Source organism: Holosporales bacterium (genome assembly GCA_031263535.1).
In the GTDB taxonomy this organism is placed as follows: domain Bacteria; phylum Pseudomonadota; class Alphaproteobacteria; order UBA3830; family JAIRWN01; genus JAIRWN01.
On sequence record JAISFO010000001.1, the window covers coordinates 1 to 12,463 of the forward strand.

The following is a 12,463-nucleotide window of genomic DNA, read 5'->3' on the forward strand; positions in this document are numbered from 1 at the left end:
TTTAGGCATAAATTTTGGAACAGCTTCTGTTTCTACCAAGAGCAATACTGGCTTGTCAAAGTCACATCGCTCAATGGTCTGGTTACCATTAGCCATTGCCGCCTGACGTGTAAGCAACCAAGCCATGATTTGTATAAGATATACCGACATTTTAGTCGTTTCGCACTGCAAGCAATCACGGTCAGCCTCGCAGTTTAATGTATCAATGTCAACTGGTTCTTGCCATTTGATATAATCGTATGTTTCCTCCAGGAGTTTGAAAACATCTGCAAAAATTTTGTCTAAGAATTTTTTCCAGTCCATATCTATATGCATGCTATAATTTTGACTATATTATTAAATATGGTCCATTTTTAGTGACGCGCCACAAATTTTGCAAAAAATATCTTATAAAGGCGGAAAGAAGGCGAAAATTCATAATCGTATTTACTAAAATAACAAATATCGAAAGATTTTTGACATTTCAACAAAATTACTCAATGTTTAGCTTATTGTAACTTAGCTCATAAATCCATATATACTAGGCCGTCAGCAGCCTAGAGGCTACTATGATTATTTGGCAGAGCTGAAGAATGAAGATTTATATTCGTGCGATTGCTGATCAATATGCCAGCTTACAAAGAGGCGTCTTGAAGAAAATAAACAGTCTAGTTAACGATTCTTACTCCTATCGCGCCCCATCCGATGGTGTATGCAATGATGATGTATACTGTCTGTCTTACGCCGTGAAGTAACATATTTTGCCAGAAAATAACGCCATACAATATATGTTAGGGGCCTACCGCTTTTGCTATCGTTTCTGCTGCCGCCCTCGCATCCTTACTCTTACGAGGAAATTATTACAGCGTAAATGCGCATGTAAACTGGAGATTTTATATTCTAGTATTTCTAGCCTTTTTAACAGCTCCGTACCCTCTGGATCATTTGATGTGCGTAACTTATGCATTAGATTGCGTATTCTGTGTAAAAACCCGTGTTTCTTATTATGAGTTAATTTGTGTGCGTATGCGGATTTATTGTCATCAATTTTCAGCTTGGCAGCTCGCTCGATTTTCTCGATTTCCTGCCTTATGCTGCTATAGTTACTGTCTGTGATATTTGTACCAGCAATTTGCTCAGTATTCTCATATGAGCCATACGCGTTTGCTGTGACTGCGCCGCTCAATGCAAATGCAACCAACCAAACTGATAAAACGTCTTTGTTTAACATCTTAAATGCCTCGGGCTAAATTTTAATTCCTTCACACGCAAATCTAGCATATCTCAGCACACAAAACAAATATTTTAATAAAATATAATGCAATTTGCAGATTTCCTGAAAGTAGATAGTTTTGATAATTCTAGGGTTCAACTAAGCGTTGCTTTCGGGCCTTAGTTTATTTGTGAAACAAAAAAATGAGGAAACTATGTCTATTAATGATCTTATAAATAAATAATCCCCCGCTGCAAGCGACGGGGGAATTAAATCCTAAGAGATTGAAGTTTACATTAAAGCGCTCGATGAAAAAGCAGCAAAACTTTTCAACCCGTCATGACCCAGACCATGTAAGGCTAAGCAGCGGTTTTTTGAGAACGCTGTAGACTTTCAGAATATATTTTTTGCCTTCAAGACGAACTTTGCCACCCATCTTGGATGGCAGCTCGCCTGGGCCAATACCGTCGATTGCTGATAAAGCCCCCCCCCCCAAGTACGAAGTATATTCTTTTCTTAAAGTCCAGATCGGGCGGCTAGTGCCGTTATAAGTGTGCCGTCGTCTAGGTAATCCAGCTCTCCGCCAATAGGAACGCCACGCGCCAGCTCGGTTACTTTGGGGACAATCGGCGTTAAGTGCTCTCTTAGGTAATGAGTGGTCGTTTGGCCATTCAATGTAGAGCTTAGCGCCAAAATAACCTCAGCATACCTGTTATCTTCGCACTGCTGCGTTAGCACGTTTATACGCAGCTCGCCTGGGCCAATGCCGTCGATTGCCGATAAAGTACCGCCAAGCACGAAATACATTCCTTCATAGCTTTTTGTCCTTTCAATCGCCCAGAGGTCTGAGACATTTTCTACTACGCACAGGCATTGATGGTCTCTGCTCTGATCCTTGCATATAGAGCATATGGGTGTAGAAGTGTCCAAGTTGCCACATAAGCGGCACTTATCCACCTTCGACAGCACTTGCTGTACAGCGCCAGCCAGAGGCTCCATTTTGGCTTGCTTTTGCGACAGGAGGTGCAGCACGATCCTTCTGGCAGATCGTTCGCCCAACCCCGGCAGAAAAGAGAATATTTTTATAAGGTGATCTATCTCAGGGGCCATTAACTGGACTGTGCGCTAATTTCGATGATTTGGCCGAATGACTCTGGCGCTAAGCTGGCTCCGCCGACCAGAATCCCATCTATATCCTTCGACTGTATAAAGCCGGATGCATTTTCGGCGTTGACCGACCCGCCATAAATTACATAAGCGTTTCTGTCCGTCAGCCTTCGGTACTCGTCAGCGATCGAGTGACAAACGATTTGGGCGTATTCAAGATCTGGCGTTACTCCCGTCCCGATAGCCCAATCAGGCTCATAAGAAATTAAAACATTACCCTGGATTTCTTTAAGTATCGAAAGCTGCCTTCGTAGAACTTCCAGCGTAGCTTTTTGCTCTCGCTCAATTGCGGATTCACCTATGCACAAAATTGGCGTCAGTCCCGCATGTTGGGCAATTATAACCTTTTCCTGCAGTACAGATTCGTCTTCGCCGTTATATTTTCTGCGCTCAGAGTGTCCAATCAGCACATACTTACACCCAACGTCCGCCAGCATCTCAGCACTTGTTTCGCCAGTAAAAGCGCCCTTAGCGTGAGAATGGCAATCCTGCCCGCCAATCGATATTGGAAGGTCTTTGGTTAAAGTCTTTAAAGCGCCTAGATAAACATGGGGAGCGCAGACTATTACAGATAATTTGTTTTCGATTGCTTTGCTGCTAAAGTGTTTGGCAAGACGGCACATATGGTCAGTTATACTGGCAGATGTACCGTTCATCTTCCAGTTAGCAATAACATATTTACTCATACCTTATATCCTCCTATAAAGATTTAGTCCTTGAATATAAGCCTCAGCGCCTAGTATAACAAGCAAGTGATTTAGATTGTCGGTACAGTAGGGTTTACCAACATTATGTTAGAATTTATTCGAAAGTATCTAGGCTCTGTAGTAGTAAAGGTAATTCTGTCTTTGGTCGCGCTGACGTTCGTGTTGTTCTTTGGAATAAGCGATGTAATCAACCGCTTGGCGGGAAAAGACTATGTCATTCGTGTGGGTGACGTCAAAATAGGGCCACAGGAATTCCGGCTTCAATACAACAAAGCGGCTGATTTGATGCGACGGAGCCTGGGCAATCCTGATACTTACGAGAAAATCCGCCCTCATATGCTTGAGTACTTTGTCGCCCAGACTGTTGACAGGCTTATGGTTGAGCGGATTATCGATATTTGGGGGCTGGGCATAGATGAAAAGACGGTGAAGCTGGGTCTGCAAACCAGCGCTGAGTTCCAAGATGGAAACGGCCAGTTCAGTGCGGAAAAGCTGCGTGCTGCGCTGATTGAAAGGCAAATACCAGAAAACGTGTTTCTGGAGGATTTCAGCCTTAATTTAGCTAAATCGCTGGTCTTTATGCCGCTTTCATTGACCTTCTTTGAACCGACCAGCGTGATGAGCAGACTGAAAGACGTAATACTAGAGCAACGTTCAGTTGATATAGTTCATGTATATAACTCAGCAGTGCCGGGCCATCTGTTGCCAAAACCAACCGAATCGGACCTGAGGTCTTGCTATCAAGAAAACCAAGACATTTTTGCCGCGGAAGAAAGCAAGGACATCACGGTGCTGATTATGAATGAAGCCAAAGTATTGGAACAGGTCGAAGTTTCTGATGATGAAGTTCTGGATGAATATCAGGCTAGAAAAGAGGAAGAAGGAGAAAATTGGAACGTTACGCTTGAAAAAATCAAAAAAGATTTGGTTACTGAGCTTAAGCACCGCAAGCTGCCCGACGAAGTCAAGATTTTGGCCGCTAAGATTGAGGATGAGCTAAGCGCTACTAAAGATTATGACGGTACGGCGGCCAGGTATGGGCTGCGCATACTGAGGATAAAAAATCTGACTGTCAGTAACACCGATGCTTTTACAGGAAAGATTTCAATCCCTTTGCCTTATGGAAGGGAGGTTGCCGAAATCGCCTTTAATACAACCGATACCAACACATTCCAAGAAACAGTCCATGGTGTAGAGTTTCTGGTTAATGTAGATAAAACTACGCCCTCGTCTGTTCCTGAGTATAGCAAAATTAAAGAAAAAGTACTGGCGCATTGGACGCGCGGAGCGAAGGCCAAAGCAGCCAAGCAAATTGCAGAGGGCTTTGTTGACCGAGTGTCTCAAGGAATGCCTTTGGATAAACTAGCGCACAGCAAGCATCTGACGGTTGACAAAATATATTCTTTAACTCGCTCTGGAACTGATGGGACCAGCAGCAAGCAAAACAGATTGCCTGCTGATTTAGTACATAAGGTCTTTGAAGCGCCTGTTGGTCAAGCCGTCATAATTCCTATAGAGGGCGGACATGTAGTTGCTCATGTGAAAAACAAGCATCTGCCTAATCTGGATAAGAAACAAGCTCAGCAGTTTAGGGCGCTGATACACAGCGCTATGACCAGGGATCTGTTCGCACAGTTAGTCAAGCATTATCAGAAAAAAACCAAGGTCGATGTGAATCAGGGTATGCTGAAGCTTTACTCGACTGCCTCCGACGCCGATACTGATTGATAAATCGCTGCTTTGGTAGACATCGGGTCTGTATATATTCCAAGCTTGATATCTTTTTCTAGTTGCCAAAGCTTCTTTATCGTTTTTACCTGCCACTTTGTGGCATCTGTTGAGCTTTTGCTAAGGTTTTTGCATAGGCCGCTCATATAAAATCTTATGGCGGATATTGGCTCCATTCCTGATATCAACTCGGCCATAGCCGCTGGCGAGCTTTGTTCATAAACCGGCGTGTCGTTCCCAAGCATTTCCAAATCGAATAAAATTGACATTACGTTTGCATCCGGTTCAGTCAACTTTCTGGCGATTGAATTAACTAAACCGCCGGACGGTTGAACGCCTGCCATAGCGGTTGAACATATTATCTGCGCAAAATCTAGAACGGCCTTGTTATCATTAGTAAAAAAGCCTAAACAATCGCACAAAGGATGGGCCGTAAGCTGTTCAGTAATCTTTTTGGCTAGCTTATAACTATCTGCTATAAGGATAAAAACATCCTGTGATGACAGAATTTCTTCGATTCTGGGGGCAAAACTGTCGCCAACTTTTTCAACTATATACAGTTTAATACTCTGCTCTTGAAATAAAGCTGGATCTTCGGTCACATCAATGGATAGAGACTTGGCTGTTACATTCTGTACTTTTACATCTGCCCCGGTGAGCCTTGCTGCTATAGGGACGAAATCGGCAAATTTTCTTTGTAAGGGCTGATTATTTCCATACAAAAACAAAACCCGCCTGGATAAGAAGCTTTTGATGGCGAATTTATTCAGGTACAGTTTCATCTTATTGAGATAGCTCAGCTACACAACCCCGGATAACGTCTGCATCGTCGAATGGAACGACGTAGTCTTTAAATATCTGAAACTGTTCATGACCTTTTCCGGCGACTACCAATACGTCTCCTGGCTGTAATGTCTTAAGCGCTTGCATGATAGCTTCTTTTCGGCCTGGACACTCAAGCATTTTACCTCCACTTGCAAGGATTTCTCGTCTTATTTGCTCAGGAAGCTCTCTGCGAGGATTATCATCTGTTACGAACACTTCATCCGCCATCTCGCAAGCTGTTTTACCCATAAGCGGACGTTTTTTTTTATCTCTGTCTCCACCGCATCCAAATAGGATTTTAAGCTTGCCTCGCGTATGTGATCGAATTCCCGATAGGACATTTACAAACCCTTCGGGAGTATGAGCAAAGTCAACATATACCGCCGCATCGTTTATGGAAGATATAAACTCCATACGTCCTGGCACGCCCTGCAGCTTAGGCAATAGGGTTATGTATTTAGAAAGCTCATCGGCATCGCTTATCCCGGATAGAGTCGCAATTGCGCACAATGTGTTGTAGATCTGAAAATCTCCAGCTAAGGGTATGCAAACATCGCTGTAAATCTTACCAAAAGCAGACATTTGCATGATCTGGTTGTTCGATTCGGCTTTGACGTCTTTAGCATATATATCAGCTTTGCAGGATCTTCCATAACTGATCACCCTAATTCCTCTGGCGCGGCATACATCGATCAACTCAGACGCTTGAGGTGAATCTAAATTTATAACCGCCACGCCATTTTTATCTAATACCTCACTAAAAAGGCGTTTTTTGGCCAATAAATATCTGTCCATATCTCCATGGTAATTTAGATGATCGTGAGACAGATTGGTAAAGCAGGCCACTTTGAAATTTATGCCGTCAACCCTGTATTGATCCAAGCCGTGGCTTGAAGCCTCAATTGCAATTTTATTTATTCCCTCGTCAGCCAGGGATTTTACCGTTTCGCACAAAGAAATAACATCAGGAGTTGTCACTATAGGGCTTGATAGCGAGAAGTATTTTTCGCCGTCCCTTAAAACCCCAAGAGTTCCAATTGACGCTGAGCCGTGACCATTAAGGAACCATAATTGCCTGAGAAAATCGACTACCGAGCTTTTCCCATCGGTACCAGTGACGCCAACTATATCTGCAGATGTCCGGCCATAGAAATTGGATACAATTTGGCTAAGCGTTTTGCGTACATTGGAAGTAAACAGGAAAACTGTCCCATTATTATTAGACCTAAACAGCCAAATTTGCTCAGAATTTGGGTCGAATGCTCGACCTTTGGTTGCTGAGCCGCATATTTGCTCTATACGATCTAAGCTGCATAGGACGACTCTGGCCCCGTCAGCAATAGCCAAGTCTACATAAGAAAATCCGTCATATTTATTCCCAGGAATAGCAGCAAACAAAACGCTGCTAGATACATTTGAGGAATGTAAGCAAATTCCGGAGCTTTCTAAGCTTAAAGCTTCATAATTACCGTCGCCGACAGTTGAATAGACTAAGCCGCCCAGTAATTCCCCTAAAAGCTTCACTTTTTATATTTTTCTACTAGGCGGACAATTTCTTTTTCAACTATACGTTCAACGATACTGGAAAGATTAGCGTCCATCCAAGTTTTCAAAGACTGGCGCAAAAGCATATCAAGGCCTTTGCCCAGGTCTATATCACCACCTGAAGCTGGATTATGATCGCGCGCCTGCGAAAGCTTATCAAATTGACTGAACACTTTTTGGGCGCAAGACTCAGAGATAATGCTTTCCTTCCGCGAAGTAGCTCTTGGCACAGCATCTGGCTGAGAGCAAACTTCATTTACCTCATCGTCTAGTATTTCATCCACAAGCTCGAAAACGTCGTCATCTGTAATACTGTTCTCGCGGCATTCTTCGCTTAGCGACGGGCTGCTATCCGTGACTGTATTATTATCCCGATCGCCCTTATCATCCGGCAGCATATTGCTTTTTATAACTGACAGAATCTCCTTTACTGACAGCTCTCCTTGATCGTTTGGCATAAAGCCTATCCTTATTTGCCTTTTGTAACAGTTTCTAAGCTTAACCTACCAGCCAATGACATTAAAGTGAAGACTGTCATAATATGTTTTTGGGTTGCTTCAACTCGGCTTTTTCTGCTTTGCAGTAGCCTTTGCTCTTGTTGCAGCACATCAGTTGTAGACTTTGTTCCAACAGTTAGGCATTGACGCATGCCGTCAACCGCTATTTCTGCGCTTCTTACAGCTAACTCCGCCTGTTGGACCTGCGCTTCAGTCGTTTGTAACTGCGCCCAGTAACTGTGGCAAGCCTTGGTTACTTCTTGGCGCATAAGCAGGTAATTCATTTTGGCAGACTGCGCCTTTAAATTGGCTTGTCTTATGCGACTGTAACGTGGACAGGCGAGTATGGGTACGCTAAGGCTGATTTTTGCGGAAAAGCTATGTTCCCATCGGTCCCTATTTGGCCCAAGTGCTCCATGGTATCTGCTATCTACATCACTCAAACTACTGTTTGCTTCTACCGACAATCCAACAGTTGGCATCAAAGAACCTCGCTGAGTATCAATATCAGCCTCTGATGCTTGCGTTTGATACCTGCTTGCCATCAAAGATGGGTTGCTTCTCACCACCTCTGCCATAAATTTATCAAAATCGTCCGGAATGCAGGTTGGAAGGTCTAATGGCTCCAGGCGTCCATCTGGCTCTACACCTACGGTCTTTTTGAATTCCGCAACAGCGGTTGCCAATTTAGACTCTGCGTCTATTCTGTGGTACACTGCTTCTGCATGTGCAGCTTCATTGGCCGCAACGTCCTGGCGTATTCCTATTCCAACTTCCAATCTTTTCCTGGAAGCTTCAAGGTCTTGAGCAAGATTCTTCTCGTTTTGCCTTGAAATCTTAACATTTTCATACGCAGCCCAAAGACCTAAGTAGGCCTCTAATACGTTCAATATTATATCCTGCTTCGTTTTGGCCAGATTGTATTTACTCGCCGAAGCACTTTCTTGCGCCTGTCTTACTTGGGCAAAAGTTGAGAAGTTTAAAAGGCTCTGGCTCGCTGAAAGACCAAGTGATTTTGTATTGCTGTGACTTTTCTCACTTAAACTGTTTTGATCGCGAGCTTGGCTAATAGTGTTAGAAGAGCTCTTTCCAAGGGAAGTCTGTGCACTAATCGATGGATAGAACGCAGCCGTAGCTGTTTTTGTAGCTTGTTGGTTTGCTTGATTTTCTAAGACCGCCGCCAGCCACTTTGCATTATGCTTAAGCGCCGCTTTAATTGCTTCTTCAAGAGTTATTGCATTTACGCTGGAAAAATTCAAAAAAGCCACGAACAAACACAGTATTAAACGGCACATAACACAAACACCTAACAACACAAATTTGGCTAAAATGTATCCGATGATTACGTAAACAACCAGCCTAAAAATAAGTATCGCTAAATACCGTCACAAGGGCGTGCAATAACATTACCGGCGCACAGCTTGAATGCTGAGAATGTAATATGAGTTTTACTTAACCTGAGCGGCGACCTCGGCGGCAAAGTCTGTTTGTTGCTTTTCAATGCCTTCGCCAAGTATGAACATTTTAAACCCGGATACCTTTACAGGGGCGCCAAGGGCCTTGGATGCTTTGCTTAATACCTCAGAGATTTTTGTTTCGCCATCAATTACAAACAGTTGCTCTAAGAAGACCACTTCAGCAAAGAATTTTTGCAAACGGCCTTCAACCATCTTTTCAATAACTTGCTGAGGCTTGCCGGAGGCCTGCGCTTGCTCGATCAAAACCGATTTTTCACGCTGGATAGCCTCGGCCGGCATATCTTCGCGACATACAACCTGAGGCTTGGTCGCAGCTACATGCATCGCTAGTTGCTTGCCAAGCTCTAACAGCTCAGCTTCCTGTGTAGAACTAGATTCAAGCGCGACTAGCACCCCTATTCTGCCGATTCCGGGGGAAACTGCGCTATGCGTATAAGCGCACACAATTCCTTGACTGACGTTTAGATATTCAACACGTCGCAAAGACATATTTTCACCAATCACAGCGATCAGATTGGTTAGTTCATCATCGGCGCTTCTGCCGGCAGATTCCATCCTTAAGGACTTGGCATCTTCAATGCTTTTACTTTGATTCTTGTGGCAAAGATCACCCAATTCCTTAACATAATTTTGAAAAAGCTCATTACGACCAACAAAATCGGTTTCGGCATTAACCTCCAGCAACACGCCAGATTTGCCGTAAGATTTTGCAAAAACCAACCCTTCCGCGGCAGCACGACCTGCTTTCTTGGCTGCGGCGGCCAGCCCCTTCTTTCTAAGCCAATCTACTGCCGCCTCCATGTTGGCGTTATTTTCAGCCAAGGCCTTCTTGCAATCCATCATTCCTGCGCCAGTACGGTCGCGCAGTTCCTTAACCATACCTGCAGTTACTTCAGCCATTGTTAGTATTCTCCAAAATTGGTTCCTCTGTAGTTATTTCGACAGGCTCAGATATATCGCCGTCAGTATTGCTTTCATTAGCCTCTAGCCCCAAAGATTCAGCTGATTCTGACGCGCCAAAATCCACGTTGGAAGAGGCAAGCGCTTCCTGTAAACCGATTAAAACCGCCTTGGATACCAAGTCGCAGTAAAGCTCAATAGCTTTGGAGGAATCGTCGTTACCAGGCACAGGATACGTGACTTTGCCGGGGTTTGAATTGCTGTCACATATGGCAATCGTCGGAATACGCAGCTTATATGCTTCGCTGATAGCTATAGCCTCCATATTGGTATCGATTATAAACAAAGCATCTGGTATACCGCCCATTTCACGAATACCGCCCAGCGCAAGCTCAAGCTTATCGTGCTGACGGCGCAGCGAAAGCATTTCTTTTTTGGTCAGACCCATGTCAGCCGCCTCAAGCTTTTCCGCAAGCTGCTTAAGCTTGTTGATGGAAATTGACACAGTCTTCCAGTTAGTTAAAAGCCCGCCCAACCAGCGATGATTTATATAATATTGCCCGCAACGCTTGGCGGCTTCGGCAATCGGGTCGCGCGCCTGTCGCTTTGTGCCAACAAACAAAACCCTACCTCCGCGTTGGGCAACGTCTTTAATGGCTTCTAATCCATCACGCAACATGGGTACAGTTTTTTCTAAATTAATTATGTGTATGTTGTTTTTCACACCATACAGATAGCTTGACATTTTAGGGTTACAACGGCACTTGTGGTGCCCAAAGTGTGCGCCTGCCTCAAACAGCTGCGCCATAGAGAATTTTAAAGAATCAGACATTTCCTAACCTCCGGTTAAAACCTCCGCGGGAATGGCTCTGTTTACCAACAAAGACCGGATTACTTCCTGCGTGCTACATACCGCAAATTCTACATGCGTTTGGCGTAATTGCAAAAAGAAAAGTTAACCCTTACTTACAGGGCCAATTTTTGTATACTCGGTTGTTTTTAGTAAACATACAGGTGGTCCCGTGACAGAAAAACTTTTGCGCTCATACATATGGTCTTTTTCTATAATGATTATGGCAGCTGTTATTTGCGACGAGGCGCTATCTAGCTCGGTTAAACAAAGGAATTATCAGGTTTACAGAGATAATCGTGTAGTAAAAAAGAAAAGGGAAGCCATCGGCAAGCTAGGCGGAAAAGATATTATTATTGGCCAGATTTCTACTGGATCTAAGTCCAGCCCAGCCGTACCAACAGCTCCAATTGTCTCAAGGGGATCGCTGCTTAAATCCGTGGCTGATGAGATGTCGAAGTATCCTTTAGTCGCAAGCGATACGGCCTCTGGGTTGTTTGTGACGGACTGGATGCCGGTTGGAAACCTTAACATAAGGCAGAAAATCTGTATCAACATCTCAGATAAAGACAAATTTACCGTCAGGGTTTTTCGCCAAATCAAGGATAAGCAAGGCGATTGGGCATCAATCGATAACGACAAAAATCTAGAAGCTCAGATTTACAAATCTATCTTGTACAAAACCAAGTCTAAATCATGAAAACGCCTGCTAATTATAACTTTCAAGCAACGGAAAAGAAGTGGCAACAGGTCTGGAAGGAATCTGTTAACGCCAAAAAATCCGGTGCTGCGAAAGAGAAATGTTATGTGCTTGAGATGTTCATGTATCCATCTGGGCGCGTGCATATAGGCCATGTGCGTAATTTTATGATTGGCGATGTTATTGCAAGATTTAAAAAGGCAAAAGGATTTGACGTTCTGCATCCTGTTGGGTGGGATGCGTTTGGCTTGCCGGCCGAGAATGCCGCGTTGGCCAACGCCGTGCATCCAAAAGACTGGACCTATCAGAATATAGATTCAATGAAAAAGCAGCTAGAGCTGTTTGGGTTTTCTTATGATTGGGATCGCGAATTTGCCACTTGCGACGAGGATTACTACGCAGTTCAGCAGAAGATTTTTCTGGATATGTACAAAAAAGGGTTGGTTTACCGTAAAGAGTCGATGGTCAACTGGGATCCGGTTGATAACTGCGTTCTGGCGAATGAACAAGTCATTGATGGACGAGGCTGGCGGTCCGGGGCCGTTGTAGAAAGCCGCCAGTTATCACAGTGGTTTTTTAAAATAACTGCTTATGCGGACGAGCTGCTTAAGGATCTTAAATCTCTGGAAGGCTGGCCAGAAAAAGTTCGTATTATGCAAGAGCGATGGATTGGTCATTCCCGCGGCTTGACATTAAAGTTTGAAGTCAAAGACAAAGGTGACCAAACTCTGCAAGACCTGTCAGTATATTCAACCAGGCCAGAGACTATATTTGGGGCGAGCTTTCTGGCCATATCTGCGCAACATCCGCTGGCACAGGAATTGGCCAAGACTTCACCTGCGATTGCTGAGTTTATCGACAGCTGCAGCAAAAA

Annotated in this window: 13 protein-coding genes and 1 pseudogene; 4 read left to right on the forward strand and 10 right to left on the reverse strand. The window is 44.1% G+C overall.

Translation table 11 applies throughout. The annotated features are described in order from the left end of the window. Positions 1–303, reverse strand: a 303-nt coding sequence (locus tag LBL30_00005; GenBank protein ID MDR1031503.1) for a DUF1465 family protein, incomplete at its 3' end; no start/stop codon positions are given. 269 nt (positions 304–572) lie between these two features. Here LBL30_00005 and LBL30_00010 point away from each other — a divergent pair. Next, positions 573–734, forward strand: coding sequence for a hypothetical protein (locus tag LBL30_00010; GenBank protein MDR1031504.1), 162 nt, complete (start codon positions 573–575; stop codon positions 732–734). 56 nt (positions 735–790) lie between these two features. Here LBL30_00010 and LBL30_00015 read toward each other — a convergent pair whose 3' ends face one another. The 3 genes from LBL30_00015 to tpiA all read right to left on the reverse strand — a co-directional run bounded on the left by LBL30_00015 (position 791) and on the right by tpiA (position 3,045). Continuing rightward, the gene (locus LBL30_00015; protein MDR1031505.1) at positions 791–1,210 is read right to left on the reverse strand and encodes a hypothetical protein; all 420 of its coding nucleotides are present in this window, start codon (positions 1,208–1,210) and stop codon (positions 791–793) included. Positions 1,211–1,708: 498 nt separating this feature from the next. Next, complete coding sequence (gene recR / locus LBL30_00020) at positions 1,709–2,302, reverse strand: recombination mediator RecR (protein ID MDR1031506.1); 594 nt, start codon at positions 2,300–2,302, stop codon at positions 1,709–1,711. Beyond that, positions 2,302–3,045 (reverse strand): triose-phosphate isomerase, encoded by a 744-nt coding sequence (tpiA, locus tag LBL30_00025; GenBank protein MDR1031507.1) that lies wholly within the window; start codon positions 3,043–3,045, stop codon positions 2,302–2,304. The genes recR and tpiA overlap by 1 nt, the downstream gene beginning before the upstream one ends. Positions 3,046–3,150: 105 nt before the next feature. On the opposite strand from tpiA, the gene LBL30_00030 reads away from it, so the two are divergent. Beyond that, on the forward strand, positions 3,151–4,794 hold the full coding sequence (locus LBL30_00030) for a peptidylprolyl isomerase (GenBank protein MDR1031508.1): 1,644 nt from the start codon (positions 3,151–3,153) through the stop codon (positions 4,792–4,794). Here LBL30_00030 and LBL30_00035 read toward each other — a convergent pair. The 6 genes and pseudogenes from LBL30_00035 to rpsB form a co-directional block, all read right to left on the reverse strand. Continuing rightward, on the reverse strand, positions 4,761–5,576 hold the full coding sequence (locus LBL30_00035; protein ID MDR1031509.1) for a hypothetical protein: 816 nt from the start codon (positions 5,574–5,576) through the stop codon (positions 4,761–4,763). The genes LBL30_00030 and LBL30_00035 overlap by 34 nt on opposite strands. A gap of 1 nt (position 5,577) precedes the next feature. Beyond that, positions 5,578–7,143, reverse strand: a complete 1,566-nt coding sequence (locus LBL30_00040; protein ID MDR1031510.1) for a UDP-N-acetylmuramoyl-L-alanyl-D-glutamate--2,6-diaminopimelate ligase — start codon at positions 7,141–7,143, stop codon at positions 5,578–5,580. Next, positions 7,140–7,622 (reverse strand): DUF2497 domain-containing protein, encoded by a 483-nt coding sequence (locus LBL30_00045; protein ID MDR1031511.1) that lies wholly within the window; start codon positions 7,620–7,622, stop codon positions 7,140–7,142. The genes LBL30_00040 and LBL30_00045 overlap by 4 nt, the downstream gene beginning before the upstream one ends. An 11-nt stretch (positions 7,623–7,633) precedes the next feature. Further along, positions 7,634–8,956 (reverse strand): TolC family protein, encoded by a 1,323-nt coding sequence (locus tag LBL30_00050; GenBank protein MDR1031512.1) that lies wholly within the window; start codon positions 8,954–8,956, stop codon positions 7,634–7,636. Between the two features lie 153 nt (positions 8,957–9,109). Then, complete coding sequence (gene tsf / locus LBL30_00055; GenBank protein ID MDR1031513.1) at positions 9,110–10,039, reverse strand: translation elongation factor Ts; 930 nt, start codon at positions 10,037–10,039, stop codon at positions 9,110–9,112. A 127-nt stretch (positions 10,040–10,166) separates the two neighbouring features. Then, positions 10,167–10,871 (reverse strand): annotated as a pseudogene (gene rpsB, locus LBL30_00060) (30S ribosomal protein S2). A gap of 241 nt (positions 10,872–11,112) precedes the next feature. On the opposite strand from rpsB, the gene LBL30_00065 reads away from it, so the two are divergent. After that, positions 11,113–11,589, forward strand: a complete 477-nt coding sequence (locus LBL30_00065; protein MDR1031514.1) for a DUF3576 domain-containing protein — start codon at positions 11,113–11,115, stop codon at positions 11,587–11,589. After that, positions 11,586–12,463, forward strand: an 878-nt coding sequence (locus LBL30_00070; protein MDR1031515.1) for a class I tRNA ligase family protein, incomplete at its 3' end; no start/stop codon positions are given. The genes LBL30_00065 and LBL30_00070, both read left to right, overlap by 4 nt.

What these genes read in the sequence shown, in the direction of transcription:
- LBL30_00010 (MDR1031504.1), top strand. Translation starts at nt 573, where the DNA reads ATGAAGATTTATATTCGTGCGATTGCTGATCAATATGCCAGCTTACAA.
- recR (MDR1031506.1), bottom strand. Translation starts at nt 2,302, where the DNA reads ATGGCCCCTGAGATAGATCACCTTATAAAAATATTCTCTTTTCTGCCG.
- tsf (MDR1031513.1), bottom strand. Translation starts at nt 10,039, where the DNA reads ATGGCTGAAGTAACTGCAGGTATGGTTAAGGAACTGCGCGACCGTACT.
- LBL30_00045 (MDR1031511.1), bottom strand. Translation starts at nt 7,622, where the DNA reads ATGCCAAACGATCAAGGAGAGCTGTCAGTAAAGGAGATTCTGTCAGTT.
- LBL30_00015 (MDR1031505.1), bottom strand. Translation starts at nt 1,210, where the DNA reads ATGTTAAACAAAGACGTTTTATCAGTTTGGTTGGTTGCATTTGCATTG.
- LBL30_00050 (MDR1031512.1), bottom strand. Translation starts at nt 8,956, where the DNA reads ATGTGCCGTTTAATACTGTGTTTGTTCGTGGCTTTTTTGAATTTTTCC.
- LBL30_00030 (MDR1031508.1), top strand. Translation starts at nt 3,151, where the DNA reads ATGTTAGAATTTATTCGAAAGTATCTAGGCTCTGTAGTAGTAAAGGTA.
- LBL30_00065 (MDR1031514.1), top strand. Translation starts at nt 11,113, where the DNA reads ATGGCAGCTGTTATTTGCGACGAGGCGCTATCTAGCTCGGTTAAACAA.
- tpiA (MDR1031507.1), bottom strand. Translation starts at nt 3,045, where the DNA reads ATGAGTAAATATGTTATTGCTAACTGGAAGATGAACGGTACATCTGCC.
- LBL30_00035 (MDR1031509.1), bottom strand. Translation starts at nt 5,576, where the DNA reads ATGAAACTGTACCTGAATAAATTCGCCATCAAAAGCTTCTTATCCAGG.